Below are 23890 nucleotides of genomic sequence, written 5' to 3' on the forward strand. Positions count from 1 at the left end.
GACGAGCGGATAGCGCATCGCGCTGACGTAGCGGAACGGCCAGATCTGCCCGTCGTGGGTGTGGCCGCAGATCATCAGCCCCGCCCCGAGCCGCGCCGCCTCGTCCGCCCGCCACGGCGTGTGCGAGAGGTAGATCGTCGCGCCGGCGTCCGGCGCCGCGGCCCCGGCGAGCGCCTTGGCCGGCGGATCGCCGTCGAGCTTGTACTGCCCGCGCGCCGTCAGGTCGTCCACTCCCGCGATCGTCAGCCCCGGCGCCGCGGCGGCCGACTCGTCGCGCAGGACGCGCATCCCCGCGCGCCGCATGAAGTCCGACGCGTCGTTCGCGCCCCCGTTCCGGCTGGCGTAGTAGTCGTGGTTTCCCGTTACGGCGAAGACGCCGAACCGCGCCTGCAGGCGCCGCAGCTCCGGCAGCGTCTCCTCGGCGGAAGCGACGTCGCGGTCGAGCAGGTCGCCGACGACGGCGATCACGTCCGGATGAAGCGCGTCGATCCGATCGACGATCCCCGAGGCGAAGCGGCGCCCCAGGACCGAGCCGAGATGGAGGTCGGAGACGGCGACGAGCGTCGTCCCGTCGAGCTCCGCCGGCAGGCCGCGCAGGACGACGGTCCGCTCCGTCACCTCCGGGGCGCGCTGCGCCTGCACGAAGGCGAAGAGGGAGGCCGCAACGGCGACGAGCGCCGCCGCGCCGCGGACGGCGACGGCGTGCCCGCGGAAGAACCAGCCGAAGCCGGTGGCGAGATCGGCGACGAGCAGCGCGCACAGCAGCAGGAAGAGCACGCCGAGCCACTGCGAGCCGATCAGTTCGACCAGCGAGCCGAGCCGCCGCAGTCCGGCGGCGTGGAGGAGCCGTCCGAGGATGAAGGCGCCCCACAGCAGGGCGGCGGCCGCGAGCGTCCAGCGGGCCCCGAGCCGCGGCTGGAGGAACGGCCAGAGCCGCCAGACGACGTAGGCGTGCATCCCCGTCCAGATCGTCAGGACGATCGCGAGAAAGAGCGGCATCGTCGGCTCAGAGCATGTGGCGGAAGGCGACCGGCTCGTCGCGGAAGAGGATCATTCCGTCCTCCTCGCGGCACCCTTCCGGCATCCCGTAGTGGCCGTGCGCGTGGAAGGAGACCGGCAGCCGCCAGACCGAGAAGCCGCAGACGCCGACGACGTAGGAGAGGAGCCACTGCTGCCGCGCGTAGTGGCCGAAGGCGGCGACGATCGCGTCGTGGCGCCGGCAGTACTCCGCGTAGACGCGGCGGTAGGTGCCGCCGCGGGCGACGAAGACGCCGGTGTTGTAGCAGGGCAGCGCCTCCCAGACGCGCAGCGTGACCTCGTCCATCTCCTCGAGCGGCGTCCGCGGGTCGATGCGCTGCGCCTCGAAGAAGAGGTTGTCGGCGAGACCGGCGTTCCACTGCAGGGCGACGACGTCCCGCGGGACGCCGCCGAGCCACGCGATCTCCGCCTCGGTGAACGGACGCTGCAGGAAGGCGTCGCCGTCGGTGAAGACCACGACGTCGTCCTGCTCCGCGCCGGCGGCGTCGAGGAACGAGCCGTGCTGCAGGCAGAAGTTCGGGTTCGGCGCGCGGTCGGACGCCATGTCGAACCGCACGAAGCGGACGTTCGGATAGCGCAGCGCCAGCTCCTCCGGCGGATCGAAATCGACGCAGAGGAAGAAGTTGTGCCCCACGGAGTGGCGGTCCACCCGTTCGATCCAGGGAAGGGCGCGGGCGAGGTAGTTGGCGGTGGCGCCGGAACCGAGCATCAGGCGGCTCACGCGAGGAGCTCCTTGGCCAAGTCGAGGGCCCGCGCCGCGGCGCGGTCCATGTCGAGGTACTCGTAGAGCCCGAGACGGCCGCCGAAGACGACGTCGGCCGGCAGGGCGCGGTAGCGTTCGTAGAGCGCGCGGTCGGCGGCGCCGCCGAGCGGGTAGAACGGCTCGTCCCCCGGCGCGCAGTCGGCGGGGAACTCCCAAGTGACGACGGTGCGCGGCGCGTCGGGGCGCGCGAAGTGCTTGTGCTCGACGATCCGCGTGAACGGCACGTCGGGCGACGGATAGTTGACCACCGCGTTCCCCTGGAAGTCGCCGTCGAAAACGCGGCTCTCGAAGCGCAGCGAGCGATACCGCAGCGGCCCGAGCGCCCGCCCGTGGAACTCGTCCACGGCGCCGGTGTAGAGGACGCGCCGCGCGCGCGGCCGCAGCTCCTCCCGCCGCTCGAGGTAGTCGCAGCCGAGCTCGACGTCGATCCCTTCGAGCATCCGGCGGAAGAGCTCGCCGTAGCCGTCCTCGGGAATCCCCTGCCGGCGGTCGCGGTAGTAGTTGTCGTCGAACGTCAGCCGGAACGGCAACCGCCGCGCGGTCCCCGCCGGCAGCTCGCGCGGCTCCGTCCCCCACTGCTTCTTCGTGTAGCCGCGGAAGAAGAGCTCGTAGATCTCCGGGCCGACCTGGGAGAGGAGCCACTCCTCCATGTTGCGCGGGGCGGCGCACGGCACGCGGACCTCTTCGAGCTTCCGCCGCGCCTCGTCCGGCGTCGTCACGCCCCAGAGCTGGTGCATCGTGAGCAGGTTGAGCGGGAAGGAGAAGATGCGGCCGTCCACGCGGGCCCGCGGGCTGTTGACGAAGTTGTTGAAGCGGGCGAAGCGGTTGACGAAGGCCCAGACCCGCTCGTCGCTCGTGTGGAAGATGTGCGGGCCGTAGCGGTGGACCTCGACCCCTTCGATCTCCTCGCTGAAGCAGTTGCCGCCGACGTGGCCGCGGCGGTCCACGACGAGGACGCTCCGCCCCGCGTCGGCCGCGACGCGGGCGAAGGTGGCGCCGAAGATCCCGGCGCCGACGACCAGAAAGTCGTAGGTCACGCGCGTCGCCCTCGCGGGCGAAGATGCATCCCCGCCGGAGCGGCGTCCAGTCGCGTCACTTGGGGGCGGTCTTCTCCCAGCTCCCGTACATCGGATTGGGCAGGGCGAACCAGGCCGTCCCGAACGGCGCGTAGGCATCCTCGCCCGCCGCGGCCGCCGCGGCCTGCTCGAGGCCGGGGAAGTCCTGAATGTTGTCGCCGACGTAGGCGACGACCTCGTGCGCGGGGAGGGTGGACGGCGCCCGTCCCTCGCGCACCGCGGCGAAGCGCGGGTTCTTGTCGCTGGTTCCGACGCGGCAGAGGATCTGGTCGTAGGGCAGCCCGACGGCGTCGAGGTTGCGGCGGGTCGCCTCGCAGACCTCGTCGTCGCGGTTGCTCACGAGGTCGATCCGCCCGCCGAGCGCGCGGACGCGGGCGAGGAACTCCTTCGCGCCCGGCAGGGGCCGGGCCTCGGCGCGGCGGCACCAGTCGCCGAACGAGGGCTCGACCGGCGCGCCGGTCCGCTCGTGCTCCCGCTCCCACGGGGAGTTGTCGAGGATCGTCTCGTCGATGTCGAGCACGACCCCCCACGAGCCGGCCGCGCGGCCGGCGGCGGCGCGCTCGACCGCGGCGGCGGCGGTGCGGTACGTCTCGAGATAGATCGCGCGCCGCTCGGCGGCATAGCCGAACCAGCGCATGCCGGAACTGATCGGGGCGGCCTTGGCCGCGGGGACGGCGGCCGACGGAACCGCCGTCGGCGCGGACGCCGCGGCCGGCGCGGACGCCGCGGGCGGGACGGCGGCGGGGCGCGTCGTCGAGGCGAGGCAACCGGCGCAGAGCAAGGCGGCGGCGAGCGCCGCGAAACGGGCGACCTTCATGCGTCCTCCTCCGCCGCGACGCGCGGCGGCCGGCCCAAGAGCCAGAGAAGTTCGGCGAGCACCATCGCCGTCGCGCCCCAGACCTTGTCCTGGCCGACGCGAAAGTACGGGATTCGATAATCGACGCCGCCGACGGCGCGCCGCTCGACGCCGAGCGACGCGGGATCGGCGAGAAGCGCGAGCGGCGCCTCGACGATCCGCGCGACCTCTTCCGGCTGGGGGCGCCAGCGTTCGGGGGGCGCGGCGCAGAGCGCGGCGAACGGATGGAGGCCGAAGCCGCTCACCGGGATGTAGAGCGGCGAGAGAGGCGCGACGATCCGCGCCGCTCCGGCCGGCAGGCCAACCTCCTCCGCCGCCTCGCGCAGCGCCGCTTGGGGGATCGTCTCGCCGTCCTCGACGCGCCCGCCGGGGAAGGAGATCTGTCCCGCGTGCCGGCGCAGCGCGACGCCGCGAACCGTGAGAAGCACCGCCGGCCCCGCGCCGCGGTCGAGCAGCAGGACCAGCGCCGCGGCCGGTCGGGCGTCGGCGGCGAGGACGCCGGGATCCCATCCGGGGCGCGGCGCGGGGGCGAGCAGTTCGTGCGCCGCCCCGCCGGGGAGACCGGCTGCGCGCGCGAGGATCGCGCCCACGTCGCCGAGGGTGGCGGGCCACCCCGGCGCGATCTCGTTCGCGCCGTCCATGCCTGCATTGTGCCGCACAACGTCCCGGGAGACAGCCGCGCCGACGACGCGGCCCCGCGGAAGCGGCGCGCCGGGGACGAGCCGGCCGAGGCACGCGGAGACGCGTCGCTCGAAGCGACATCGTTCTCGGCGGCTCGATCGGCGCGACGAGCGGCGACTGCGGCGACGGCGGAGAGGGACCGCGCTTGCTAGGGTTTCCTCATGAGAAACGGAGCCCGCCTGACCGTCGTCGCCCTGCTGTCCATCGCCTCGATCGCCCTCGAGATCGTTTGGACGCGCGTCTTCTCGGCCGAGTTCTTCTACACGTTCGCCTTCCTCGTCCTCTCCCTCGCCGTGCTGGGATTGGGCCTGGGGGCGCTCGCCGTGCGGCTTTGGCCGCGCGCGCTGCGAGAGGAACGGCTGCCGTGGATCCTCTTCGGCGCGGGGCTCGCCGCCCTCGCCGGACCGCCGGCGACGCTCGCCCTGCGGATCGAGTTCGGCAAGGTCTTCCTGAGCCTCGCGATGCTGGCCCGCTTCGTCCCCGCGCTGCTGCTTCTCGCCGCGCCGTTCTTCCTCGTCGGCGCGGCGCTGGCGCTGATCTTCAAGAAGCACCACGCGGAGATGCCGCGCGTCTACATGGCCGACCTGCTCGGCGCGGCCGGCGGCGCCGCCCTCGCCGTCGCCGCGATGAACCTCGTCGGCGTCCCGGCCGCGACCTCGCTCGCCGCGGTCCCCCTGATCCTCGCCGGCGCGCTGTGGGAGCGGCGGCTGCGCGCGACGCACGCCGCGGCGCTGGCCCTCGCGGCGACGCTCGCCTGCTTCGGCGGCGGCCTGCCCGACGTGCGGAAGCAGATCGCCGCGCCGGTGATCGAGGAGCATTGGGACGCCGTGGCGCGGATCAAGATCCAGGAGATCGCGCTCGACTACCGCAACATCAACATCGACAACGCCGCGAACACGCCGGTGGAGCGGTTCGACGGCGACTATTCCGGCCGTCTCGCCAAGCAGGAGCGCGGGCGGTTCGACGCGATGGGACTCGTCGCGGCGCGGCCCCGCTTCGTCGTCGGCTCGATCGGCGCGGGCGGCGGCGCGGAGGTGCTCGAGGCGCTGATCGCGGGGACCGGCGAAGTCCACGCGATCGAGGTCAACGGGACGATCAACCGGCTGATGGAGAGCGGCTCGCTCTCCGACTTCTCGGGGCGGATCTACCGCGATCCGCGGGTCCGGGTCGTGACCGAGGACGCCCGGAGCTACCTCCGGCCCCGCCGCGGCCAGTTCGACCTGCTGGTTTCGTCCAGCTCCAACTCCTTCGCCGCCCTCTCCTCCGGCGCCTTCGCCCTCTCCGAGAACTACCTCTTCACCACCGACGCCTTCGAGGACTTCCTTCGCGCGCTCAAGCCGGACGGGTTCCTCGTGATGGAGCACCAGTTCTACATTCCGCGCGCCGTCGGCGAGGCGCTCGACGCGCTGCGGCGGATCGGCGTCGCCGACCCGGCGCGGCACCTCGCCGTCTACGACCTGCCGAAGGCGCGGCGCAAGGTGCTGCTGCTCGGCCGCGCGCCGCTCGCGCCGCGCGACCTCGACGTTCTCTTCGGGCCGATCGCCGCGCTGAAGGCGGAACAGACGAAAGTGCTCTTCCCGCGGCCGGCGGACGACGCCGCGCCGCCGCACCTGCTCGCCCGCGTCGTGACGAGCGGCTGGGAGAGCGTCGCGGCCGAGGCGCCGATCGACCTCGCCCCCTGCACCGACGACCGCCCGTTCGTCGCCCAGATGGGGCTGATGCGGAACCTCTCCTTCTCCAAGCTGACGAAGGTGCCGGACCTCGAGATCCAGGGGTTCCCGCTGGCCAAGCTGCTGGTGCTGACGGTCCTCGGCGTCGTCGCCCTGACCGTCCTCCCCGCGCTCTTCCTCCCCTACCTGCGCAAGGGACCGGCGCTCCGCGCCGCGCCGTGGCTCTACTTCTTCGCCATCGGCGTCGGCTTCATGGTCGTCGAGGTCGTGCTGCTGCAGCAGTTCACGCTCTTCGTCGGGTCGTCGGCCTACACGCTGGCGACGATCCTGCTCGCGCTCCTCTTCGCCTCCGGCGTCGGGGCGCGGTTCGCGGCGCGGCTCCCCGACTGGGCGCCGTTCGCCGGGATCTGCGGCTTCGTGCTGCTGGACGTCCTCGCCTTCCACGGCTTCGCGTCCGCGCTGGCCGGCCTCCCCGCCTGGGGGCGGATGGTCGCCGCCGCCGCGGCGATCTTCCCGCTCGGCTTCTTCATGGGGATGCCGTTCCCGAAGGCCGCGCTCCGCGTCGGCGAACTGGTGGACTGGGGCTTCGCCGTCAACGGCGTCGCCTCGGTCGTCGGCTCGACCGCGATCCTGCTCGTTTCGATGCAGTTCGGCTTCCGCGCCGCCCTGCTCGTCGGCGCCGCCTTCTACCTCGCCGCGCTGGGCCTGATCTCCTTCCGCGCCGGCTGGACGGCGCGGGCGGACGGGACGGACGGGGCGCGCCCCGCGGAGACGCCGCAGGCAGGGTAGAATCAGCGGCTGTGCGGACGGAGACGATGGTCGGCGAATCGCTGAAGCAGTACTCGATCGAATCGCTGCTCGGGCGGGGCGGCATGGGGGCGGTCTACCGCGCCCGCGACACGCGCCTCAACCGGGCGGTGGCGATCAAGGTCCTCTCCGCGGACGTGACGGCCGATCCGGACCGGCGGCGCCGGTTCATGCGCGAGGCGCAGGCCGCGGCGGCGGTCACCCATCCGGCGATCGCCCAGATCTACGACGTCGACGAACAGGACGGCGTGATCTTCATCGCGATGGAGCTCGTCGAGGGGAAGACCGCGCGGCAGCTCGTCGCCGGGCGCGAGCTCGACCTGCTCGGCGCGCTCGACGTCGCGGCGCAGGTCGCCGACGGGCTGGGCAAGGCGCACGAGGCGGGGATCGTCCACCGCGACGTGAAGTCCGACAACGTCATGGTCACGCCCGAGGGGCACGCCAAGCTGCTCGACTTCGGCCTCGCCAAGCTGGTCGAGCCGGAGGTGGCCGACGGCGCGGACGCGGCGGACACGCCGACCGTCGGCGTCTCGACGGCGCAGACGCAGGCGGGGATGGTCCTCGGCACGATCGCCTACATGAGCCCCGAGCAGGCCCGCGGGCGGGCGGTGGACCACCGCAGCGACATCTTCTCCCTCGGCGTGATGATCTACGAGCTGGCCACCGGGCAGATGCCGTTCGCCGGCGCGAGCCCGTTGGACACGATGCACGCGATCGCCTTCGAGGAGTCGCGTCCGGTCACGGAGATCAAGCCCGGGCTGCCGCCGGAGCTGCAGCGGATCATCACCCGCTGCCTGCGCAAGCGGCCGCAGGACCGCTATCAGTCCACGCGCGAGCTGGCGGACGATCTGAAGCGTCTTCGGGCCGACACGGAATCGGGCAAGACCCGCGCGCTGCCGCTCTCGCAGCGGATGGCCGACTGGATGTCGCCGCTGCGGCACGTGCGGATGGGCGGCATGGCCTGGATCGTCGGGGCGTTGCTCATCGGCGCCGGGGCGACGACCGTCCTGCTCTACGTGACGAGCGGCAAGGCCGGGTCGCTGGTCGTCCTCGCGCTCGTGCTGCTGTGGGCCTACCGCCGTCTGCGGCGGCAGCGAGTGCGGGTGCTGCAGAAGATCGTCGGGCGTCTGCGCCGCAATCCGGCGGTGAAGCTGGTGCAGTGCCAAGGGCAGACGCTGACGGTCGCGGTGGACCAGACGGACGCGGCGATCTTCCCCAAGATCCACGAGATCGTGGACGACGCCAACCGGCGTCTCTACTTCGGGGATGATCTGACCGCGGCGATCCGCGACGATCTCACGGTCGAGGAGCTGCGGACGCTGCTTCAGCAGCCCGGGGTGCTGTACGTGCGCAAGGACGTGCTCAATTCGCGTCCGCCGGCGACGCCTTCCGTTCCGCCGCCGCCTCCCGACAGCAACCGCGTTTCCGGCGTTCACTAAGGGGTTCGCGGACGAAAGGCGCGCGGGTCTTGGGGCGCCGTCTGTTCGCGGACGAACGGCCCGCGGGTCTTGCGGCGCCGTCGGTCAAGGCACGACGACACGTAGGGGAGGCTGGCGCGTCCCGACGATCGTGACCGCGCTCGAGATTCCTCCGCGCCTGCCTCCCGACGTGATGAACGCGACACCTTGCCTTTGACGACGAAAGGCAGTGATGCGCGAGGTCCACGTCGGGCGGCAGGCGCGGTGGGGCGCCGTTGTTTCGACGATCATCGGAGCGCGCCAGCCGCCCTTACGGAATTTTCGGTGATTGAATTTCGGCGATCGGAGATGATGCGCCGCGCGGCGCCGGAAGGGCGCCGCGCGGCGGATCGAACGATCAGTCGACGAGAAGACGGATCTCGGACACGGCGCGGACGCCGCGGTCCACGTAGAAGTCGCCGGTCGCGACGACCGCGAAACGGCCGGCCCCGCCATCCAGCGGCTTCCCGTCGCAGGCGTCGGCCAACAGCACCGGCGAGCCCGTCGGGAAGAAAACCTCCGTGCCGGAGAAGGCCGACCGGTAGCCGTCGGCCGCCGTCACGAGGACGAACACGCGCCGCGGATCGGCGCCCTTCGGCAGCAGCGGACGCACGACGTCGGCGAGATCGGCGCCGCGCCACACGTGCACGCCGCGGTAGCCGCGCCCTTCGCCGAACGACGCCTCGCGCCACGACCGGGGCGCGAACCGCGCGAACTCCTTCGCGCCGAGCGCGGCCGCCGGACCGTTCGGACCGACGAGCGCCGCCGACTCCGCCCTGGCGTCCTTCTTCGCCTTGGCCTTGTCCAGCGCCACGCCGGCCTGCCGCACGCGGATCGAGACGACGTCCTCGACGAACCGCGCCGGCCAGAGGTCGCCCGAGTCGGCGACGACGATCCCGCGCGGGGCGTCGAGCGCCGGACGCGCCTTGCCGTCGTGGCAGTTCGCGCAGCCCGCCGCGGCCGGCGGCAACTCCTCGTCCGCGCCGCGGAACGCCGCGCCGTCGAACCCGACGTCGGCGTGGTGGTGCGGCCAGACGAAGCGGCGCGCCGCCGCGACGACGACCCGCTGCGGGTCGCGCCCGAGGAAGATCTCGCCGTAGGAGAAGAGGGCCTTCTCCCCCTTCGCGCCGACCACCTCGACCAGCGTGTCGAGCGGGCGGTTGAAGCCGTCGTCGGTCGTCTTGCGCACGTCGGCCGCGTCGAGCAGGTCGCGCAGGCCGGCGCCGCGGAGCTCGACGGAGGCGCGGTAGGCGCCGTCGGCGCCCGACGTCTTCACCTTCCTCGCCGCCGTCGGCAGGGACGCCAAGCGGGCCGCGTCGAGAACGCCCGGCTTGGCCACCGCCCCCTCGATCTTCGCCGCAGGCGAAGCCTGCGGCTCGGGGCCGGGCTTCGCCGCCTGCGCGACGGCGGCGACCGCCGCCGCCGCGGCGAGGACCGCGGCGACGGCGAAGGCCGCCCCTCTCACAGCTTCACCACGAGGCCGCCGAAGAACATCCGCCCGGCGGCGGGATACATGTAGTCGTAGAGGTAGTCGCGGTCGAACAGGTTGCGCGCCTCGACGTACACCTCGGCGCCGCGGCCCAGATCGACGCCGACCCGCGCGTTCCACAGCATGTAGCCGCCGATCTTCTTCGCCGGATCGGTCGGGTAGTGCGGCGTCGGCAGGGCGGTGAAGACCTCGCCCATGTAGAGGCCGCCGACGTCGAGGTGCGCCCGCCGCCAGGGCAGCCGCCAGGCGAGGTCGAGCGTCGCGCTGTGCGCCGGGACGTTGATCACGTCGTCGGTCACGCGGTTGTCGTCCACGTCGATCGCGTGGTTGTAGGTGTAGGTGAACGCCAGGTGCAGCGGCGCGGCGACGTCGCCCTCGATCAGGGTCTCGAAGCCGGTCATGTGCGCTTCGCCGTAGTTCTGGTAGGTGTTGAGGACGTTGGAGCCGTCGCGCGAGATCATGTCCTTGACCGCGTAGCGGAAGAGCGACGCCTCGAAGCGGCCGTTCTCGGCGAACGTCCGGCCGTAGCCGAACGAAAGGTTGAAGCTCTTCTCCGGGTCGAGGTCGGTGTTGCCGCCCTTGCTGGAGTAGAGCTGCTGCAGCGTCGGGAAGCGCGACTTCTTGGCCGCGGCGACGAACAGCCGCTGCCCTTCGCCGAGCGAGTACTGCGCGGTCAGCGTGCCGCCGAAGGCGTTGGTGCTCGGCGTGGCGCGCGGGTCCTGGCGGACGAAGGCGCCGGTGTTCCGGTCGGTCACGTTCTGCCAGGCGTCGCGGACGCCGAACCAGTCCTCGCCGAGGCCGGCGACGACCGTCAGCTTGTCCGTCGCCCGCCACTCGGCCTCGACGCCGACGGTGCCGGTGCGGGAGACCGACTTGGCGAACGGCAGATAGGCGTCGTCGCGCTCGCTGTGCGAGTCCTCGCGGTAGTGGGCCGCGCCGCGCAGCGACCAGTCGCCGAGCTTCTTTTCCGCCGCCAGCGAGAAGCCGGCGATGAAGTCCTTGTACTCGCTGACGGAGATCTCGTTCGTCAGCGCCTGGTCGGAGTACGAGGCGTAGTCGTCGAGGTGGTCGTGGTAGAAGACCTTCTCGGTCAGCGTCCAGCCGGCGCCGACGCGCTGGCGGCCGTCGAGGTCGATGCCGTAGTCGCGGTACTTCGGCGCGCGGGCGAAGTGGGAGAAGGCGGGCTTGGCGAGCATCACCTGCGCCACGTCCATCGCCACCGGCATCCCCTTCTCCTGGTCGAGGTAGTGCACGTTGACGAACAACTCCGAGCGGTCGGACGGCTTGTAGCCGACCTTGGCCCAGAGGTCGGTCCGGTCGTAGTCGGAGTTGTCGCGGACGTCGCCGTCCTCGAGCACCGCGGGGATGTTCCGCGTCGGGTTCTTCTGCTGGATCATGCCGACGATCGGCGTGAAGTTGCGCGACAGCTTGTAGCCGTCCGACTTCTCCTTGCCGGCGTTGAACCAGAAGTTCCACGCCCCCTTGCGGGCGCCGTAGGTGGCCGAGGCGCGCGAGGTCGCTTCCTCGCCCGTCTCCAGCCGCACCGCGGCGTACGGCTTGTCGCCGGCCGTGCGGGTGACGATGTTGATCGCGCCGCCGAGCGCGTTGGCGCCGTAGAGGACCGAGGCGGCGGTTTTGATCACGTCGATCCGCGCGATGTTGTCGGTCGGGATCTGGTTCAGGTCGAGCTTGCCGTAGTTCGTCTCGTAGTACGGCACGCCGTCGATCAGCACCAGCAGCCGGCCCTGGTTGAAGCCGTGGATCGAGATGTCGGGCTCGTTCTTGCGGCCGATCGTCATCCGCACGCCGGGGGCGATCCGCAGCGCCTCGGCGACGGTCTTCGCGCCGGCGGCCTCGATCTGGTCCGCGGTGACCGACGTCTCGACGCTCGTCTGCGTCGCCTGCGGCGCGTTCGCCGTGACGGTCACCTGGGCGAGCGCGTACGGCTCGAACTCGGGCGGGTTGACGGGAACCGAACCGGCGTCCTCGGCGCCGGCGGCGAAGGCCGCCGTCGACACGAACGCCAGAAGAAGCGGGGCGAAATTCCTCATGCGGCACCTCAAACGCTCGGAATTGAGCGTGGGAGTAACGTTGCGACACCGCACCGTAATGGAACGGGCGCCGCTTGGCAACCGCTTCCACCCCGCCGCGCGCGTACAATTTCGCCGTCCGCGCACCGCAGCCGGAGAGGAGGCCCGATGCTCAGCGCCCGCAATCAACTCCCGGGAAAAGTCGTCTCGGTGAAGCTGGCGGAGGTCATGGCGGAGGTCGTGATCGACGTCGGCGGAAGCCAGGTCGTCGCGGCGATCACCCGCTCCTCGGCGGAGCAGATGAAGCTGCGCGCCGGCGACGCCGTGAAGGCGGTCGTCAAGGCGACCGAAGTGATGGTTCAAAAGGACTGACGAAAGCGCCACGAAACAAGGAAGGGACGATTCATGAAGCGACTCTTGGCCTGCTTCGCGATCTTGTTGTGCGCCGTCTCCGCGGCGTACGCCGGCGAGACGCTGGTCCTCGCCACGACCACCAGCACGGCCGACACCGGCCTTCTGGACTATCTCGTCCCGGCCTTCGAGAAGGCGCACGGCGCGACCGTCAAGGTCATCGCCGTCGGCTCCGGCGAAGCCTTGGCGATGGGGGCGCGCGGCGACGCCGACGTCCTCCTCGTCCACTCCAAGGCCGCCGAGGACGAGTTCATGGCGCAGGGGAACGGGCTCTCGCGCGACGAGGTGATGTACAACGACTTCGTCGTCGTCGGCCCCGCGGCCGACCCCGCCGGAATCAAGGGGCTCGACGCCGTCGCCGCCTTCAAGGCGATCGCGGAGAAGAAGGCGCTCTTCCTCTCCCGCGCCGACAAGTCGGGGACCCACAGCAAGGAACTCTCGATCTGGAAGAAGGCCGGCGTCGATCCGGAGAACCAGCCGTGGCGGCTCGCCACCGGGCAGGGGATGGGCGAAACGGCCCGCATCACGTCGGAGAAGCAGGGGTACACGCTGATCGACCGCGGGACCTACCTCGCCCTCGCCAAGTCGCTCAAGCTGGTCGTCCTGGCGGAGAAGTCGAAGGACCTGCTCAACACCTACCGCGTGATCGTCGTCGATCCGGTCAAGCATCCGGGGGTCCACGTCGCGACGGCGAAGGCGTTCGCCGCGTGGCTCGTCTCGCCGGAGACGCAGAAGATGATCGGCGAGTTCGGCAAGGAGAAGTTCGGGCAGTCGCTCTTCACCCCCGACGCCGTCAAGAAGTGAGCCGGGTTCCGGCGGGGCGCGCCGCGCGCCCCGCCGGGTCCGCCGCGGAAGGCGTCCTCCCCGGCGGCGTTCTCGCGAAATCGTTCCCCGCCGGCCGTCCGACGGTTGCCCGGCGTCCCGCCGCGCGGCAGAGTTGATCCGTTGCGGAGACGGACGAGGCGGTGATCGAACTCCTCGACAGCATGTGGGCGGCGCGCGGCGAACTGGCCGGGATCCTCGGCCTGTCGCTTCTCGTTTCCGGCGTGGCGATCGTCCTCTCGATGGTCGTGGGGGTGCCGGCGGGGGTCTTCCTCGCGCTGCGCCGCTTCCCCGGCCGCCGCTTCCTCGTCGCCCTCGTCAACACCGGGATGGGGCTGCCTCCGGTCGTCGTCGGCCTCTTCGTCTTTCTGCTGCTCTCGCGCGCCGGTCCGTTCGGCCCGCTCGAGCTGCTCTACACGCCGTGGGCGATGATCCTCGCCCAGGTGATCATCGCCGGGCCGCTCGTCGTCGGGATCACCCTCGCCGCGATCCAGGGGCTCGACGAGAAGCTGCGGCTGCAGATCCTCTCGCTCGGCGCCTCGCGGACGCAGTACTACTGGCGGCTCGTGCAGGAGGCGCGCCTCTCCCTCGTCGCCGCGCTCGCCGCCGGCTTCGGCTCGGTGATCTCGGAAGTCGGCGCGGTGATGATGGTCGGCGGCAACATCAAGGGGCAGACGCGCGTGATGACGACGGCGATCGTCCTCGCCACGCGCCAAGGGGAGTTCCCGCTCGCCCTCGCCCTCGGCGGCCTGCTGCTGCTGCTCGCCCTCGGCGTCAACTGGCTCTTCACCGTCGTGCAGCAGAGGCAGCGCCCATGATCCTCGAACGGCTCGAGAACGTGCGCGTGGTCCACGGCGGCAAGGCGACGCTCGACGTCCCGGCGTTCGAACTCGAGGAAGGCGAGATCCGCGTCGTCGTCGGTCCGACCGGCGCCGGCAAGAGCACGCTGCTGCGCGTGCTCCACCTGCTCGAGCGGCCGACCGAGGGGAAGGCGCTCTGGCGCGGCGAGGCGACGCCGTGGCCGGCCCCGCTGCCGCTGCGCCGGCGGATCGCCATGGCCTTCCAGGAGCCGCTGCCGCTCGCCGGGACCGTCTTCGACAACGTCGCCTACGGCCTCAAGCTGCGCGGCTTCAAGGGCGCGGAACTCCGCGGGCGGGTCGGCGAAACGCTGGCCCTGCTGCGGATCGACAATCTCGCCGCGCGCTCCGCGCGGACCCTCTCCGGCGGCGAGGCGCAGCGGACGGCGCTCGCCCGCGCCCTCGCGCTTCGCCCGGAGCTGCTCCTGCTCGACGAGCCGCTCGCGGCGCTCGACGAGCCGATCCGCGAAGCGCTGCGCGAGGAACTGCGGACGATCGTGCGGGAGAACGGCATCACCTGCGTCTACGTCACCCACGACCAGACCGAGGCGTTCACCTTGGGCGACCGTCTGACCGTGCTGCACGCGGGACGGATCGCGCAGACCGGTCCGCCCGCCGAAGTTTTCCGCCGTCCGAAAACCCGCTTCGTGGCGCAGTTCGTCCAGGCCGGCAATATTCTGCCTTGCGAAGTGCTGGAGGCGACCGACGGCCGCGCCGTCGTGTCGCTCGGGCAAGGGCGACTCGTCGTGACCGACTGCGACGCCCAAGCCGGCGCGCGGCGGCTCTGCTGCGTCCGCGCCGAGGACGTCGCGCTCGCCCCCGCCGAGGCGGCGGACGCCGGCGCCGGCGACTTCGTCGGCTCGGTCGCCGCGGCGACCGAGCTCGGCGCGCTGACGCGCGTCGCCCTCGACTGCGGCTTCCCGCTCGTCGCGCTTCTTCCGCGGCGCGCGGCGGAGGAACTGGGGCTCGCGGTCGGCCGGCGGCTCGCCGCGCGGATCGCGCCGGGAACGGCTCACTTGATCGAGGACGGAAACGACAGTGCCCACGCCGACGACGGTCGAAGCTCTTCATCTGGCGCTTGAACGGGTCGCGCCGCTCCCCCTCGCGCGCCTGCCGCTGGCCGAGGTCCTCGGCCTCGCGCTCGCCGAGGACGTCGTCTCGCGCGACACGATCCCCCCCTTCGTCAACTCCGCGATGGACGGCTACGCCGTGCGCGCGGCCGACGTCGCCGCGGCAGGTCCCGCGTCGCCGGCGCGTCTCGTCGTGCTCGAGGACGTGCCCGCGGGGCGTTCGGCGACGCGCCCGGTCGCGCCGGGAACGGCGATCCGGATCATGACCGGCGCGCCGCTGCCGGACGGCGCCGACACGGTCGTGAAGGTCGAGGACACGAAGCAGGACGGCGACGCGGCGCTGATCCTGCGCGCCGAGAAGCGCGGCGCGAACGTGCGCGCCGCCGGCGAGGACGTGCGCGCCGGCGAGCGCGCGCTCGCCGCGGGCACGGCCCTCCGCCCGGCGGAGATCGGCCTGCTCGCCGCGCTCGGCGTGGCCGAGCCGCTCGTGCGGCGGCGCCCGCGCGTCGCGGTCGTCACGACCGGCGACGAGCTCGTGGACGTCGCGGAGAATCCGGGGCCCGGGCAGATCCGCGACGCCAACATCCACGCCATGTGCGCGCAGCTCCGCGCGCTCGGCGCCGAGCCTCTCCCCTTCCCGCGCGTCGCCGACCGCCGCGAGGCGGTGCTCGACGCGCTCGCCGCGGCGCTCGCCGCGGCCGACATGGTGCTGACCAACGGCGGCATCTCCGTCGGCGACTACGACTTCGTCAAGGGCGTCCTCGCCGAGCTCGGCGCGCACGAGGTCTTCTGGAAGGTGCGCCAGAAGCCGGGCGGCCCGCTCGGCTTCTACGTCGCGCAGGGGAAGCCGGTCTTCGGCCTTCCCGGAAACCCGGTCGCGGCGCAGGTCTGCATCGAGGAGTACGCGCGGCCGACGCTGCGTTCGATGATGGGGCACGCGCGGCTCCATCGGCCGACGGCGACGGCGCGCATCGTCGAGGGGTACCGCAAGAGCGGCCAGGACGGCAAGCTCCACTTCGTGCGGGTCTTCGCCCAGTGGAGCGGAAGCGGCCTCGAGGCGCGCACGACCGGCCCGCAGGGGTCGGGCCTGCTGACGTCGATGGTCGGCGCGAACGGCCTCGCGCTCGTCCCCGCCGAAGCGGTCGAGATCCCGCCCGGCGGCGCCGTGACGGTCCACCTGACCGACCTGCCCGAGGACCGCTGATGCTGCGCGACCAGAGCCGGCGACGGATCCACTACCTGCGCGTTTCGGTGACCGATCGCTGCAACCACCGCTGCCGCTACTGCCTCCCCGCGGCGGGGGCGCGGCTGCTCCCGCACGAGGAGATCCTCCGCTACGAGGAGATCCTCGCCTTCGCCGCCGTCGCCGCGCGCGAGGGGATCGACAAGCTGCGCGTCACCGGCGGCGAACCGCTGCTGCGCCGCGGCATCGTCTCGTTCATGGAGCGGCTGGTCGCCACGCCGGGGCTCGACGACGTCTCGATGACGACGAACGGCACGCTCCTGCCGCGGTTCGCCGCGGAGCTGCGCGCCGCGGGGCTGAAGCGGATCAACATCGGCATTCCGAGCCTCCATCCCGACACCTACCGCGGCCTGACGCGCGGCGGCTCGCTCGCCGACGCGACGGCGGGTCTCGAGAGCGCGCTCGCGGCGGGGTTCTCGCCGGTCAAGGTCAACGTCGTCGTGCTGCGCGCGATCAGCGACGATCCGGCGCCGTACCTCGAGCTGACGCGGCGCCTGCCGGTGCAGGTCCGCTTCATCGAGTACATGCCGATCGGCCCCGTGCCGTCCGAGCAGTGGTTCGTCTCGGCGGCCGAGTTCGAAAGCCGCCTCGCGGCGTACGGCCCGTTCGAGCCCGCCGGCGAGGCGGGAGACGGGCCGGCGAGCGCGCCGCTCCGGATCCCCGGCGCGCCGGGCAGCTTCGCGCGGATCGCGGCGATGACCGAGCACTTCTGCGACCGCTGCAACCGGCTGCGGCTGACCGCCGACGGCCGGCTTCGCCTCTGCCTCTTCGGGCAGCAGGAGATCGACCTCCGCTCGGCGTTGCGCCCGCAGGTGGACGAGGCCGCCCTCGCCGCGCTTCTCGCCCAGGCGGTCGCCGCGAAGCCGCAGAGCTGCCTGCCGGAGCGCGGCCTGGTCGGCGGGCGGCGCATGTCGCAGATCGGAGGGTGAGATGGCGAAGGAGCTGAGCCACCTCGACCGCGAAGGGCGCGCGCGGATGGTGGACGTCGGCGGGAAGACGCCGACGGCGCGGGAGGCGGTCGCCAAGGCGCGCGTGCTGCTGAACGCCGAGACGTTCCGCCTGGTGCGCGAAGGGCTGGTCAAGAAGGGGGACGTGCTGACCGTCGCCGAGATCGCCGGCGTGCAGGCGGCGAAGCGGACGTTCGAGCTGATCCCGCTCTGCCATCCGCTGCCGCTGACCTTCGCCGGCGTGACGCTGACGCTCGACGAGGCGACGACGAGCGTCGAGATCGAGGCCGTCTGCCGCACGAAGGCCGAGACCGGCGTCGAGATGGAGGCGCTCACCGCCGCGAGCGTCGCCGCATTGACCGTCTACGACATGTGCAAGGCGGCGCAGAAGGACATCCGCGTCGCCGACCTCCGCCTCGTCCGCAAGACCGGCGGCAAGTCGGGCGACTACAGCGCCGAATGAGCGCGAGGAAGCAGAGCATGGCCGAAGTCGTCTCCGTCAACGTGTCGGTCGCCAAGGGAACGAAGAAGGTCCCCGCGCCGCAGGTCGAGCTGCGCCCGGAGCACGGGATCGTCGGCGACGCGCACGCCGGGAAGTGGCACCGCCAAGTCAGCCTGCTGGCGCAGGAGAGCGTCGATCAGATGGTCGGCAAGCTGGCCGCGATCGGCGTGACGATCCACCCCGGCGATTTCGCCGAGAACATCCTCACCCGCGGCATCGTCCTCAAGACGCTGCCGATCGGGACGCGCCTCAGGGTCGGCGGGACGCTGCTCGAGGTGACGCAGATCGGCAAGGAGTGCCACTTCGGCTGCGAGATCCGCCGCCAGGTGGGCGACTGCGTGATGCCGCGCGAAGGGATCTTCGCCAAGGTGATCGAAGGGGGCGTGATCCGCGCCGGCGACGCCGTCGAACAGCTCCCCGCCGCGGTCGCGCCGTGACGGCCGCGGAGACGCGCCGATGAAGGCCGCCGTCCTCACCCTCTCCGACAGCTGCGTCGCCGGGACGCGGGTGGACGAGAGCGGCCCGCACATCGCCTCGCGCCTCGCCGAGGCCGGCTGGGAGATCGTCGCCGCCGAGATCGCGCGCGACGAGCGCGCGGAGATCGAGGCCGCGCTGGTCCGCTTCGCCGACGAGCTCGGCGCCGACGTCGTCCTCACGACCGGCGGCACCGGCTTCTCGACGCGCGACGTGACCCCCGAGGCGACGCTCGCCGTCGCCGACCGCCGCGCGCCGGGACTCGCCGAGGCGCTCCGGGCCGACGGGATGCGCAAGACCCCGCACGCCTGCCTGTCGCGCGGCGAGGCGGCGCTGCGCGGCGCGACGCTGATCGTCAACCTTCCGGGAAGCCTCAAGGCGGCGCGGGAGGGGATCGACTTCCTGCTGCCGCTCCTGCCCCACGCCGTGAAGATGATCGCCGGCGGAGGACACTGAACACCCGCGGCGACGACGGCCTCCTCGCCCTCGCGGCCCGCGGCGTCCGCCCCCCCGCGCCTCCGGCCGGCGCTTCGTCTTCGCGGCCCGCGGCGTTTGCGGCCCCGCCTCGCGGCCGGCGCTTCGCCGTCCGCGACGCGCCGGCGACGAATTATCGCGTCGGGCTTTGCGCCTATGCGGGGACGGGCTTCATATTCCGTTTAGCGCGGCGAGGGCGGCGCGCGGGGGACGGAAGGAATGAAGTTCGCACGCGGCGGCGCGGCGGCGTTCGCGCTCGCGGTTGTCTGCCTCGTCGGCGCGGCCCGCGCCGAGCAGCTCAACTTCCGCACCTTCACCGTCGAGGACGGCCTCCCCCAGTCGCAGGTTTTGGCGCTGCACACGGACCGCTCCGGCACGCTGTGGATCGGCACGAACGGCGGAGGCTTGGCCCGTTTCGACGGCACGACCTTCCGCGCCTGGTCGCGGCGCGAGGGGCTGCCGGACAACGCCGTCTACGCCTTGGCCGACGGACCCGACGGATCGCTTTGGGTCGGCACCAGCGGAGGCCTCGCCCTGTTCGACGGCCGCAGCTTCCGCGTCTTCACCGAGGCCAACGGACTTCCCGACCGGCGCATCCGCGCCCTGACCGCCGCGCCGGGGGACGTCCTCTGGATTTCGACGAGCAAGGGCCCCGTGCGCTACGACGGCAAGACCTTCCGCGTCTTCGGCGCGCAGGAAGGCGTCCGCGGGCTGCGCGCGCGGACCATCATGCCGGACCACCGCGGCGGCCTCTGGTTCGCGACGCTCGACGGCGGCGCGACGCGGATCGACGCCGCCGGCGCGCGCCACTACGGCGATGCCGAAGGGCTGCCGCACAACGAGGCGCGGATCCTGCTCGAGGACCGCGAGGGGCGGATCTGGGCCGGCGGATCGGTCGGCGTGCGGCGCCTCGATCCCGACGGCGTCTTCCGCGAACCGCCCGAGGCGGCCCCGCTGCACGACCTCGAGATCAAGGTCCTCTTCGAGGACCGCCGGGGCACGCTCTGGGCGGGCACGGCCGACGGCGCCTTCCGCATCGGCCGCGGCGGGGCGGAACACATCGGCGGCGAGAACGGGCTTCCGGGGGACGGCGTCTTCGCCATCGCGGAGGACCGCGAGGGCTCGCTCTGGTTCGGCACCGACGGCGGCGGCCTCGCCCTCTTCCCCGGGAACGCCTTCGTCGCCTTCGGCCGCGGCGACGGGCTGCCGAACCCGGCGGTGACGGCGATCGCGCAGGACGCGGACGGCGCGCTCGTCGTGGGGACCGCGAAGGGCGCGGCGCGGGCGGTCGGCGCGCGGTTCGCGCCCCTGCCCGACATCAAGAGCGGCACGGTGTGGCAGATCGTCCGGGGCCCCGACGGCGCGCTCTGGTTCGCGACCGAAGACGGCGTCGTCCGGCGCCGCGGCGGCGCGAGCACCCTCTTCACGCGCAACGAAGGACTGCCCGACAACGTCGTCCTGACGCTGGCCGTCGATCGGCGCGGCACGTTGTGGGCCGGCACCCGACGCGGCGTGGCGCGCTTCGACGGGCGGCGCTTCGCGACGATCGATCCCGAAACGCTGGGCGGGTCGCTGCTCGCGCTCGGCTTCTCCGCGGACCGGCGGGGAAACGTCTTCTTCGCCCTCGACCGCGGCCTGTTCGTGTGGGACGGCGAGCGGTTCCGGCAGTTCACGGCCCCCGGCCTGCCCGACGTCCAGTACTCCGGGATCGTCGAGGACGACGACGGGGATCTCTGGCTCGCCTCGCGCGGCGACGGGCTCGTGTTCGTCCCCCGCGGCGGCGGGGCCGTGCGGCTTCTCGGCGCCGGCGCCGGCCTGCCCGACGACACGGTGGTCTTCCTCGTTCCCGACGGCGGCGGCGGCCTCTGGGCGGGAACCGTCCGCGGCCTCGCGCTCGTCGATCCCCGCGCCTTCAAGCGCGGCGCGCCGGGGGCGGTGCGGCGCTTCCCCGGCGCGGACCGCTTCTTTGGCTTCGAATGCAATCAGATGGCCGCGCTGCCGACGCCGGGGGGCGGGCTTTGGTTCGGCGCGATGCGCGGGCTCATCCGCTACCGGCCGTCGCTCGCCGACGTGCAGGGCGTGGAGCCGGTCGTCGCCATCACCGGGCTGCGGCTCTTCTTCGAGAAGCAGCGGTGGGGCGGCGAGCGGGCGCCGCGCGACGGCTGGCATGACCTTCCGGGGAAGGCGGAGTTCGCGCACGACGAGAACCACCTCACGTTCGACGTCGCCGCGGTCGCCTTCGTGGACGCCGAGAACGTGCGCTACCAGTACCGCCTGGTCGGCTTCGACCGCGACTGGAGCCCGCCGACGCCGCAGGCCAGCGCGACGTTCTCGAACCTCCCGCCGGGCGCCTACACGTTCGAGGTCCGCGCCGCGGGAGGCGCGGGGATCTGGACGCGCGAGCCGGCGAGCTTCTCGTTCGTCGTGCGGCGGCCGTTCTGGCGGCAGTGGTGGTTCTACGCCGCGGCGGCGCTCGTCGGCCTCGGCGCGCTCGTCGGCACGTTCCGCTGGCGCACGAGCGCGGCGCGGCGGCGTCAGGCCGAGCTGAAGCGGGAGGTCGAGGACCGTACGGCCGAGCTCGCGCGCGCGAAGGCGGAGGCGGAGCGTCTCGCCGTCGTCGCCGAGCAGGCCAGCGCGGCGAAGAGCGCGTTCCTCGCCAACATGAGCCACGAGATCCGCACGCCGATGAACGCGGTGATCGGCATGACGAGCCTGCTCGAGCAGACCGACCTCGGCGCCGAGCAGCGCGACTTCGTGCGCACGATCCAGTCGTCGGGCGAGATCCTGCTGGCCCTGATCAACGACATCCTCGACTTCTCCAAGATCGAGGCCGGCAAGCTGGCGCTGGAGGCGATCGACTTCGACCTGCGGCACGCCCTCGAGGAGACGGTGCAGCAGCTCGCGCCGCGCGCCCGCGAGAAGGGGCTCGCGCTGGCGGCGATCGTCGAGCCGTCGGTGCCGGACTTCGTGCGCGGCGATCCGAGCCGCCTGCGGCAGATCCTGCTCAACCTGCTCGGCAACGCGGTGAAGTTCACGGCCGCGGGGGAGGTCGTCGTCGCCGCGCGGCGCGTCGCGAACCACGACGACGACCCGGACGAAACCACCCGCATCCGCTTCGAGGTGCGCGACACCGGCATCGGGCTCACCCCCGAGCAGCGGAAGGCGCTCTTCCGGCCGTTCACGCAGGCCGACGCCTCGACGACCCGGCGCTTCGGCGGCACCGGGCTCGGCCTCTCGATCAGCAAGGGGCTCGTGCAGGCGATGGGCGGCTCGATCGGCGTGGAGAGCGTCCTCGGAGAGGGCTCGACGTTCTGGTTCGCCGCCCCGTTCGCCGCCGCGGCGGAGAGCGAGGAGACGCCGACGTCCGGCGTCGCGCTCGAAGGCCGGCGCGCGCTGATCGTCGCCGCGCGTCCGACCGACCGTTCCTCGCTCGCCTCGCAGCTCGCCTCGCTGCGCCTCGAGACGCGCGCCGCGGCCGACGCCGCGGAGGCGCTCGCCTCCCATCCCGGCGCGTTCGACGTTGTGTTCGTGGACCACGACCTGGAGCCCGGCGGCGGCGGGGCGTTCATCGAGCGGCTGCGCGGCGTCGGCTTCGACGGGCCGGTCGTGATGGTCTCGGCGTTCGGCGCGCGCGGGCAGGGCGCCGAGGCGCGCGAGGCGGGATGCGCCGCGTTCCTGCCGCTGCCGGCGGCGACGCGGCTGCTCAAGGAGTGCCTCGTCGAGCTGTTCGGCGGCGCGCGGCGCCCCGCGGGCGAGCTCGTCACGCGGCACACGCTGGCCGAGCGGCAGGAGCGGAAGCGGAAGCGCGTGCTGCTCGCCGAGGACAACGTCGTCAACCAGAAGGTCGCGGTGCGGATGCTGGAGCGCCAAGGGCTGCGCGTGGACGTCGCCGCGAACGGGCGCGAGGCGGTGGAGGCCGCGGCGCGGCTCGCCTACGACCTCGTGCTGATGGACTGCCAGATGCCGGAGATGGACGGCTACGAAGCGACGCGCCGCATCCGCGAGGCCGAGTCCGGCGACCGCCGCACGCCGATCGTCGCCCTCACCGCGAACGCCCTCGACGGCGAACGCCAGACCTGCCTCGACGCCGGCATGGACGACTACCTCGCCAAGCCGTTCAAGATCCAGGACCTCGAAGCGATCCTCGAGCGCTGGCTCGGCGTTCCCTCCTGACCGCCGCGCCCATTTCCTCGACGCCGCCGATCGCGACGCCGTCGGGACGGTTGGCGCGCCGATCACAACGTCGGAACAACGGCGTCCCACCGCGCCTGCCGCCCGACCCGATCACCGCACCCGATTGCCTTTCGACGGCCAAACGCAACGTCTCGCGAGGTCCACGTCGCCGTAGGGGCGGCTGGCGCGCCGATCACAACGTCGGAGCAACGACGTCTCCACCGCGCCTGCCGCCCGACGTGAACACAGCACCCCCTTGCCTTGAAACGTCCAAAGGCAACGTTTCGCGAGGTCCACGTCGGGAGGCAGGCGCGGAGGAAACCTGAGCGCGGCCACGATCATCGGGACGCGCCAGCCTCCCCTACACGCCCGTCGTCGTCACGACGCGCCTCGCCGTCGCGGCGCCCGTCGGCCTCGCGACGCCCATCGAAGCACGGCGCGGTCGCCGTCGCGGCGCCCGTCGCCATCGCGGCGCGCCTCGTCGTCGCGGCGCCCGTCGCCATCGCGGTGCCCATCGAAGCACGGCGCGATCGCCGTCGCGACGCCCATCGAAGCACGGCGCGGTCCCCGTCGCGGCGCCCATCGAAGCGCGGCGCGATCGCCGTCGCGGCACCCATCGGCTTCGCGACGCCCGTCGAAGCGCGGATCCCGTCGCCGTCGCGGCGCCCGTCGTCATCGCAGCACCCGTCGCCGTCGCGGCGTCCGTCGAGATGCGGCGCCGAAAGCGCGGCATCGAAGACGACGAGCGGGTCGTGCGGCGGGGGGGCGGCGGCGGAGCATTGCCCCGTCGCGGAGCCGCCGCCCCCCCGTCGCGCGACGCGCGCCCATCGACGGGCACGCGCCCTGACGAGGCAACGCCGAGCCCGAATAGACGACGCGGACCAAAGCCGCGGCGCAAGGCCGGACAAAACGCACGGACCATCCAAGAAGGACCATCCCCCCGCGGACGACCAGCATTCCGCCCGACCAAACACGACAGCGCGTCGGGCGTGCGGGGGCGGCGGCGCAGCCGTTGCCCGGTCGGCGGAGCCGCCGCCCCCGCCGCACGAC

General features: G+C 72.7%; 19 protein-coding genes. 12 read left to right on the top strand and 7 right to left on the bottom strand.

The genetic code is table 11. The features are described 5' to 3' along the window. From LLG88_07825 to LLG88_07845, 5 genes are all read right to left on the bottom strand, one after another. On the bottom strand, window positions 1-999 hold a 999-nt coding region (locus LLG88_07825; GenBank protein MCE5246811.1), incomplete at its 3' end, for a metallophosphoesterase family protein. A gap of 7 nt (window positions 1000-1006) precedes the next feature. Then, complete coding sequence (locus tag LLG88_07830) at window positions 1007-1759, bottom strand: hypothetical protein (protein MCE5246812.1); 753 nt, start codon at window positions 1757-1759, stop codon at window positions 1007-1009. Beyond that, the gene (gene glf / locus LLG88_07835; protein ID MCE5246813.1) at window positions 1756-2838 is read right to left on the bottom strand and encodes a UDP-galactopyranose mutase; all 1083 of its coding nucleotides are present in this window, start codon (window positions 2836-2838) and stop codon (window positions 1756-1758) included. Before glf ends, LLG88_07830 begins: the two co-directional genes overlap by 4 nt. Before the next feature lie 55 nt (window positions 2839-2893). Next, on the bottom strand, window positions 2894-3694 hold the full coding sequence (locus LLG88_07840; protein MCE5246814.1) for a 5'-nucleotidase, lipoprotein e(P4) family: 801 nt from the start codon (window positions 3692-3694) through the stop codon (window positions 2894-2896). Continuing rightward, window positions 3691-4374 carry a CoA pyrophosphatase gene (locus LLG88_07845; GenBank protein MCE5246815.1) on the bottom strand — a complete coding sequence of 228 codons (684 nt, stop codon included), beginning with the start codon at window positions 4372-4374 and terminating at the stop codon, window positions 3691-3693. The genes LLG88_07840 and LLG88_07845 overlap by 4 nt, the downstream gene beginning before the upstream one ends. 201 nt (window positions 4375-4575) lie before the next feature. Between LLG88_07845 and LLG88_07850 the strand changes: the two genes are divergently transcribed. Together LLG88_07850 and LLG88_07855 are read left to right on the top strand one after the other, a co-directional pair. Further along, window positions 4576-6873, top strand: coding sequence for a hypothetical protein (locus LLG88_07850; GenBank protein MCE5246816.1), 2298 nt, complete (start codon window positions 4576-4578; stop codon window positions 6871-6873). A gap of 11 nt (window positions 6874-6884) precedes the next feature. After that, complete coding sequence (locus LLG88_07855) at window positions 6885-8330, top strand: serine/threonine protein kinase (protein ID MCE5246817.1); 1446 nt, start codon at window positions 6885-6887, stop codon at window positions 8328-8330. Between the two features lie 376 nt (window positions 8331-8706). Here LLG88_07855 and LLG88_07860 read toward each other — a convergent pair whose 3' ends face one another. Together LLG88_07860 and LLG88_07865 are read right to left on the bottom strand one after the other, a co-directional pair. Continuing rightward, entirely contained in the window at window positions 8707-9813 is a 1107-nt protein-coding gene (locus LLG88_07860; GenBank protein ID MCE5246818.1) for a hypothetical protein, read from the bottom strand. Then, window positions 9810-11888, bottom strand: a complete 2079-nt coding sequence (locus LLG88_07865) for a TonB-dependent receptor (protein MCE5246819.1) — start codon at window positions 11886-11888, stop codon at window positions 9810-9812. Before LLG88_07865 ends, LLG88_07860 begins: the two co-directional genes overlap by 4 nt. A 147-nt stretch (window positions 11889-12035) precedes the next feature. On the opposite strand from LLG88_07865, the gene LLG88_07870 reads away from it, so the two are divergent. The 10 genes from LLG88_07870 (at window position 12036) to LLG88_07915 (ending at window position 22840) form a co-directional block, all read left to right on the top strand. Next, a complete protein-coding gene (locus tag LLG88_07870; GenBank protein MCE5246820.1) occupies window positions 12036-12239 on the top strand; it encodes a TOBE domain-containing protein in 204 nt (67 codons plus the stop codon). A 33-nt stretch (window positions 12240-12272) separates the two neighbouring features. Next, window positions 12273-13082 carry a substrate-binding domain-containing protein gene (locus LLG88_07875; GenBank protein ID MCE5246821.1) on the top strand — a complete coding sequence of 270 codons (810 nt, stop codon included), beginning with the start codon at window positions 12273-12275 and terminating at the stop codon, window positions 13080-13082. Window positions 13083-13264: 182 nt separating this feature from the next. Continuing rightward, window positions 13265-13918, top strand: a complete 654-nt coding sequence (locus LLG88_07880) for an ABC transporter permease (protein MCE5246822.1) — start codon at window positions 13265-13267, stop codon at window positions 13916-13918. Further along, window positions 13915-15039 carry an ABC transporter ATP-binding protein gene (locus tag LLG88_07885; GenBank protein ID MCE5246823.1) on the top strand — a complete coding sequence of 375 codons (1125 nt, stop codon included), beginning with the start codon at window positions 13915-13917 and terminating at the stop codon, window positions 15037-15039. Before LLG88_07880 ends, LLG88_07885 begins: the two co-directional genes overlap by 4 nt. After that, complete coding sequence (locus tag LLG88_07890) at window positions 14996-16231, top strand: molybdopterin molybdotransferase MoeA (protein MCE5246824.1); 1236 nt, start codon at window positions 14996-14998, stop codon at window positions 16229-16231. Before LLG88_07885 ends, LLG88_07890 begins: the two co-directional genes overlap by 44 nt. Then, window positions 16231-17199, top strand: a complete 969-nt coding sequence (gene moaA / locus LLG88_07895; protein MCE5246825.1) for a GTP 3',8-cyclase MoaA — start codon at window positions 16231-16233, stop codon at window positions 17197-17199. Before LLG88_07890 ends, moaA begins: the two co-directional genes overlap by 1 nt. Window position 17200: 1 nt before the next feature. Beyond that, window positions 17201-17680, top strand: coding sequence for a cyclic pyranopterin monophosphate synthase MoaC (gene moaC, locus LLG88_07900; protein ID MCE5246826.1), 480 nt, complete (start codon window positions 17201-17203; stop codon window positions 17678-17680). Further along, window positions 17677-18156, top strand: a complete 480-nt coding sequence (locus tag LLG88_07905) for an MOSC domain-containing protein (protein MCE5246827.1) — start codon at window positions 17677-17679, stop codon at window positions 18154-18156. Before moaC ends, LLG88_07905 begins: the two co-directional genes overlap by 4 nt. A 19-nt stretch (window positions 18157-18175) precedes the next feature. Continuing rightward, complete coding sequence (locus tag LLG88_07910) at window positions 18176-18649, top strand: MogA/MoaB family molybdenum cofactor biosynthesis protein (protein MCE5246828.1); 474 nt, start codon at window positions 18176-18178, stop codon at window positions 18647-18649. A gap of 237 nt (window positions 18650-18886) precedes the next feature. After that, entirely contained in the window at window positions 18887-22840 is a 3954-nt protein-coding gene (locus LLG88_07915; protein MCE5246829.1) for a response regulator, read from the top strand. Window positions 22841-23890: the final 1050 nt, after the last annotated feature.

This window comes from bacterium, assembly GCA_021372775.1.
Classification (GTDB): domain Bacteria; phylum Acidobacteriota; class Polarisedimenticolia; order J045; family J045; genus JAJFTU01.

What these genes read in the sequence shown, in the direction of transcription:
- LLG88_07840 (MCE5246814.1), bottom strand. Translation starts at nt 3,694, where the DNA reads ATGAAGGTCGCCCGTTTCGCGGCGCTCGCCGCCGCCTTGCTCTGCGCC.
- LLG88_07845 (MCE5246815.1), bottom strand. Translation starts at nt 4,374, where the DNA reads ATGGACGGCGCGAACGAGATCGCGCCGGGGTGGCCCGCCACCCTCGGC.
- LLG88_07850 (MCE5246816.1), top strand. Translation starts at nt 4,576, where the DNA reads ATGAGAAACGGAGCCCGCCTGACCGTCGTCGCCCTGCTGTCCATCGCC.
- LLG88_07865 (MCE5246819.1), bottom strand. Translation starts at nt 11,888, where the DNA reads ATGAGGAATTTCGCCCCGCTTCTTCTGGCGTTCGTGTCGACGGCGGCC.
- LLG88_07870 (MCE5246820.1), top strand. Translation starts at nt 12,036, where the DNA reads ATGCTCAGCGCCCGCAATCAACTCCCGGGAAAAGTCGTCTCGGTGAAG.
- LLG88_07875 (MCE5246821.1), top strand. Translation starts at nt 12,273, where the DNA reads ATGAAGCGACTCTTGGCCTGCTTCGCGATCTTGTTGTGCGCCGTCTCC.
- LLG88_07880 (MCE5246822.1), top strand. Translation starts at nt 13,265, where the DNA reads ATGTGGGCGGCGCGCGGCGAACTGGCCGGGATCCTCGGCCTGTCGCTT.
- LLG88_07885 (MCE5246823.1), top strand. Translation starts at nt 13,915, where the DNA reads ATGATCCTCGAACGGCTCGAGAACGTGCGCGTGGTCCACGGCGGCAAG.
- moaA (MCE5246825.1), top strand. Translation starts at nt 16,231, where the DNA reads ATGCTGCGCGACCAGAGCCGGCGACGGATCCACTACCTGCGCGTTTCG.
- moaC (MCE5246826.1), top strand. Translation starts at nt 17,201, where the DNA reads ATGGCGAAGGAGCTGAGCCACCTCGACCGCGAAGGGCGCGCGCGGATG.
- LLG88_07905 (MCE5246827.1), top strand. Translation starts at nt 17,677, where the DNA reads ATGAGCGCGAGGAAGCAGAGCATGGCCGAAGTCGTCTCCGTCAACGTG.
- LLG88_07910 (MCE5246828.1), top strand. Translation starts at nt 18,176, where the DNA reads ATGAAGGCCGCCGTCCTCACCCTCTCCGACAGCTGCGTCGCCGGGACG.
- LLG88_07915 (MCE5246829.1), top strand. Translation starts at nt 18,887, where the DNA reads ATGAAGTTCGCACGCGGCGGCGCGGCGGCGTTCGCGCTCGCGGTTGTC.